The 4,674-nt window shown below is 72.7% G+C and carries 7 protein-coding genes; 3 read left to right on the top strand and 4 right to left on the bottom strand.

Features of this window, described 5'->3' with window-relative positions; translation table 11 throughout:
* From K6I34_RS32060 to rimP, 4 genes are all read right to left on the bottom strand, one after another.
* On the bottom strand, positions 1 to 241 hold a 241-nt coding region (locus K6I34_RS32060), incomplete at its 3' end, for a translation initiation factor IF-2 N-terminal domain-containing protein (RefSeq protein WP_229331497.1).
* A 173-nt stretch (positions 242 to 414) separates the two neighbouring features.
* Positions 415 to 693, bottom strand: a complete 279-nt coding sequence (locus K6I34_RS32055) for a YlxR family protein (RefSeq protein ID WP_229331495.1) — start codon at positions 691 to 693, stop codon at positions 415 to 417.
* A 172-nt stretch (positions 694 to 865) separates the two neighbouring features.
* Positions 866 to 1,864, bottom strand: a complete 999-nt coding sequence (nusA, locus tag K6I34_RS32050; protein WP_229331493.1) for a transcription termination factor NusA — start codon at positions 1,862 to 1,864, stop codon at positions 866 to 868.
* 2 nt (positions 1,865 to 1,866) lie between these two features.
* Positions 1,867 to 2,409, bottom strand: coding sequence for a ribosome maturation factor RimP (gene rimP / locus K6I34_RS32045; protein ID WP_229331491.1), 543 nt, complete (start codon positions 2,407 to 2,409; stop codon positions 1,867 to 1,869).
* A 181-nt stretch (positions 2,410 to 2,590) separates the two neighbouring features.
* Between rimP and K6I34_RS32040 the strand changes: the two genes are divergently transcribed.
* Genes K6I34_RS32040 through K6I34_RS32030 form a run of 3 tightly spaced genes read left to right on the top strand, consistent with a single transcriptional unit; the run spans position 2,591 to position 4,556 of the window.
* Positions 2,591 to 3,127, top strand: coding sequence for a hypothetical protein (locus K6I34_RS32040; RefSeq protein ID WP_229331490.1), 537 nt, complete (start codon positions 2,591 to 2,593; stop codon positions 3,125 to 3,127).
* Positions 3,124 to 3,591, top strand: a complete 468-nt coding sequence (locus K6I34_RS32035; protein WP_229331488.1) for a ferritin-like domain-containing protein — start codon at positions 3,124 to 3,126, stop codon at positions 3,589 to 3,591. The genes K6I34_RS32040 and K6I34_RS32035 overlap by 4 nt, the downstream gene beginning before the upstream one ends.
* Positions 3,592 to 3,629: 38 nt before the next feature.
* Positions 3,630 to 4,556, top strand: coding sequence for an aminoglycoside phosphotransferase family protein (locus K6I34_RS32030; RefSeq protein ID WP_229331486.1), 927 nt, complete (start codon positions 3,630 to 3,632; stop codon positions 4,554 to 4,556).
* Positions 4,557 to 4,674: the final 118 nt, after the last annotated feature.

Raw genomic sequence — 4,674 nt, 5'->3', positions numbered from 1 at the left:
GGCCCGGAGTGGGGGCACCCGGCTTCGCGGGCGCAGCCTTGCGCGGCGCCGCGGGCTTCGCACCGGGCTTGGCGTTGCCGCCGGGGCCCTGCAGTGCGTCAGTCAACTTACGGACGACCGGCGCCTCAATGGTCGAGGACGCCGAACGGACGAATTCACCAAGTTCTTGGAGCTTGGCCATGACGACCTTGCTCTCTACTCCGAACTCCTTGGCGAGTTCGTATACCCGGACCTTAGCCACTTCGCTCCTTCTAGGTCCGGGGTGTCCACCGGACCGTCGCTACTTCATGGGCGTACTCATCGCGTACTCATCGAGTGCTCATCGCAATCTCGACCTACTTCCAACTCGCGAGGTACCTGACCGCACGGTCTCCCGTGCATGGGACATCCCCGCTCAAGCGCGGGGCCGAACTTCTACTGCGTGATCTGCTCGAGGTATTGGCGCAAGGCCGCCGTGTCGAGCGGCCCCTGGGCCCTGAAGGCCCGGGGGAACGCCCTGCGGCGGACCGCCAGGTCGAAGCAGACCAGTGTGGGGTGCACGGAGGCACCCCGGCCGGGCAGCGTACCGCGAGGGTCGGGGACACAGGAGTCCTCGATCATCACGATCCGCAGCAGATCGCCCTTGGCCGCTCGCTCCCGGCATCCCACACAGGTTCGCTCAGGGCATGCGCGGGCATGCGTCCGGCCAGACACTGATTAAGTCTACCTCCCCGCGCCGACCTCACCCCTGGGGGGCGAGGATCAGGCACGTATACGTTTCGGCCACACTGTGCGGCCCGCCGCGGGCCCGCTCGCGCGGGCCGCACCGGGCCGTGGAACCCGTCCGGACCGGCGCACGCGGTGCGCGCCGGTCCGGGTGATCACATCAGCCCTGGTGGGGCTGGTCGACCTGCTCGGTGTCCGGGCGGATGTCGATGCGCCAGCCGGTGAGGCGGGCGGCGAGGCGGGCGTTCTGCCCCTCCTTGCCGATGGCCAGGGACAGCTGGTAGTCGGGCACGGTCACCCGGGCGGAGCGGGCGGCGAGGTCCACGACCTCGACCTTGCTCACCCGTGCGGGGGACAGCGCGTGCGCGACCAGCTCGGCCGGGTCGTCCGACCAGTCGACGATGTCGATCTTCTCGCCGTGCAGCTCCGCCATCACCGCGCGGACGCGGCCGCCCATCGGGCCGATGCAGGCGCCCTTGGCGTTCAGGCCGGACCGGGTGGACCGGACAGCGATCTTGGTGCGGTGGCCGGCCTCGCGGGCGATGGCGGCGATCTCCACCGAACCGTCCGCGATCTCCGGGACCTCCATAGCGAAGAGCTTCTTCACCAGGTTGGGGTGGGTGCGCGACAGCGTCACGGACGGGCCGCGGACACCCTTCGCCACCCGGACGACGTACGTGCGCAGGCGCGTGCCGTGCTTGTACTCCTCGCCGGGGACCTGCTCCTGCACCGGCAGGATGGCCTCCAGCTTGCCGATGTCGACCAGGACGTTCTTCGGGTCCTTGCCCTGCTGGACGATGCCCGCGACGACATCGCCCTCGCGGCCCGCGAACTCACCGAAAGTGATCTCGTCCTCGGCGTCGCGCAGACGCTGGAGGATGACCTGCTTGGCGGTGGTCGCGGCGATCCGGCCGAAGCCGGACGGCGTGTCGTCGAAGTCCTTGGGCTCCTCGCCCTCCTCCAGGTCCTGCGGGTCCTCCTGGGCCCACACCGTCACATGGCCGGTCTGCCGGTCCAGCACCACGCGTGCGCGGCGGCGGCTTCCCTCGGTGCGGTGGTAGGCGATGAGGAGGGCCGACTCGATCGCCTCGACCAGCAGGTCGAAGGAGATCTCCTTCTCTCGCACCAGACCCCGCAGGGCGCTCATGTCGATGTCCACGGCTACGCCTCCTCTTGGCTCTCGTCGGTCTCGTCGGCGGACTCCGGGGCCTCCGGGGCCGTCTCGACGGACTTGCGGTTGAACTCGATCTCCACACGTGCCTTGGCGATCTCGCCGAAGGCCAGCCGCCGGGTGGTGGGCTTGCGGCCCTTCACACCGGGGACCTCCAGATCCAGCCCCTCGTCGCCCACCGCGACGATCCGGGCGACGAGCTCGCCGCCCTCCGTCAGCTGCGCCTTGATGAGGCGGCCGGTGGCCCGCACGTAGTGGCGGTGCTCGGTCAGGGGGCGGTCGGCGCCGGGCGAGGTGACCTCCAGGACGTACGGCGCGCCGCCCATGGCGTCCGTCTCGTCCAGCTTCTCGGAGGCCGCTCGGCTCACCTCGGCGCACTCGTCCAGCTCGACCCCGTTGTCGGAGTCGACGACGATGCGCAGCACACGGCGCTTGCCGGCGGTCGTCACCTCGACCTCTTCCAGATCCAGCTCTCGCGCGCTCACGAGAGGGGCCAGCAGCTCGCGGAGCCGCTCGCTCTGGGTGGTGCTCATCCGGGTGACTCCTCGGCCGCGTGTGCTGTTGTGGGAAAGTCGCGTGTCAGGTCAAAGCCTATCTGTTCCGGCAGCCGACTGACGATTCGGTCCCCGCTCCACGGCCACGCGCCCGCGCGCCGGTACGCTCACGTGCGGTGATCATGGCGGGACCTGGCGGACTGACGGAAAGTAGGGGCTCGTGGCGCGCACGACGACGACGCGGGGCGCGAGCGGCCCGCGCAGACGCGGGGTACTGGCGGGCGGCGCCGCCCTGCTGACGGGTGGCGCGACGATACTGCTGACCGGATGTTCGAGCGGTACGGGGGGCTCCGACGAGCGGACGTCCACCGGCGACCGGCTGCGGGCCGACGCGGGCCGGGAATCGGCCGCGCTGCTGGACCGCTACGACGCGACGATCGCCGCGCACGGCGGCCTGGCGCGGCGCCTGGCACCGCTGCGGGCCGAAGTCGCCCGGCACGCCGAGGCGTTCGGCACGGAGACGGCGCCGCCCTCTCCCCCAGCCTCCACTTCCCCTTCCGTTTCTGCTTCCGCTCCCGCTTTGGGGGTGCCCGGGGACGAGAAGGCGGCCCTGGCCGATCTCGCCCGTGCGGAACAGCGCCTCGTGGACACCCGGACGGCCGCCCTCACCGGCGCGCCGCCGGAGCTCGCCCGGCTCCTCGCGTCCGTCGCGGCGGCGGGCGCGGGCCACGTCTTCCTGCTCGGAGAGGGCTCATGACGCGGGCACTGGACGCGGCCCAGGCCGCCCTCGCCGCCGAGCACGCGGCGGTGTACGGGTACGGGGTCGTCGGCGCGCGCGTCGACGAGGCCCACGCCGGGCTCGCGCGGGAGGCGTACGACGCGCACCGCGCGCGGCGAGACGCGATGAGCAGGGCCGTACGGGACCTGGGCGGTACACCGGAGGCAGCTGCTGCGGCCTACACGCTGCCGTTCCCGGTCACCGACGCGGCGTCGGCGGTGCGGCTCGGGGCGGTGCTGGAGAGCCGGGTCGCGGGCGTCTACGCCGATCTCGTGGAGACCTCCTCGGGCACCTTGCGCCGCGACGCGGCCGACGCGCTGCGGGACGCGGCGGTGCGGGCGGTGCGCTGGCGCGGCGGCAGCGTAGCCTTCCCTGGGCTCGCCGAGCGGGCCGCTCCCAGTGGTCCCGCCGCTTCCCCGAGCGGTCCGGCGGACCGCCACTGACCAGCAAGAACGAACAAGAACGAAAGAGCGGCGCAGGGATGAGCAACGCGGACGACCGCCTCGGACCACCGGAGCGGCTGGTGCGGACCCTGGGCTCCGAACCGGTGGACGGGGCGGCGCGGCAGTGGCTGAAAGCACTGCCGGAGACCGCCCAGGAGTACCTGCGTCACTGGGAATTGACACTCGAACGGGTGCAGGCGCCGGGCGGCCGGAGCAGCATGCTGCTCCTCGTCCGGCAGTCCGACGGCACGCCCGCCGCCCTCAAGCTCTGCCCGCCCGGCACCACGGCGGCGCTGGAGTACGCGGCCCTGGAGCGATGGAACGGCCTGTGCGCCGTACGGGTACTGCGGGCCGACCCCGAGGGCGGCGCGCTGCTGCTGGAACGGCTGCACGGCGACATCAGCCTGCGCTCCCTGCCGGAGCAGAAGGCGCAACTGGAAGCGGCGGCGGTGCTCCAGCGGCTGTGGGTACCCGCCGGTGAAAGCCACCCGTTCCCCGGCGTCACCGAGCACACCGCGGCACTCGCGGCGGCGCTGCGCGGCCACCGGGAGCAGCCGTGGGCGGCGGACGTACGCCCCCTCGTGGACGAGGCGCTCGACCTGCGGGACGGCCTGGCGGCCGACACCGCGGAGCCGACGCTGCTGCACGGGGAGTTCGACCAGGGCACGGTACTGGCCGGCGACCGGGCCCCCTGGCTGGCCGTCGGCCCGCGCCCGCTGGTCGGTGACCGGGCGTACGACCTGGCCTGGCTCGTCCGCGACCGGGCGGACACGCTGCTGGCCTCGCCGGGCGCGGCGGCCGCGGCGCGGCGGCGGGTGTCCAAACTGGCGGATTCCTTGGACCTGCCGGGGGAACGGGTGCGGGCGTGGACGGTCTTCCGTGCGGTGTCGACAGGCGTCTCCGCCTTGGCAACGGGGCACCCCCGCCCGGCTGAACTCCTCCTGGAGTTCGCCGGATTGCTCTAACCACAGGTTTCCCCCCGGGGCTCCGCCCCGGACCCCGCCAGGGGCTGCGCCCCTGGACCCCGTGGTGGTCGGTTGCGGCCGGTGGTCCGGTTGTGCCCACCCTCCCCCAGACTCCGTC

It is taken from the genome of Streptomyces sp. UNOC14_S4, assembly GCF_020740835.1.
In the GTDB taxonomy this organism is placed as follows: domain Bacteria; phylum Actinomycetota; class Actinomycetes; order Streptomycetales; family Streptomycetaceae; genus Streptomyces.
This window is presented reverse-complemented; position numbering and strand designations above follow the sequence as displayed.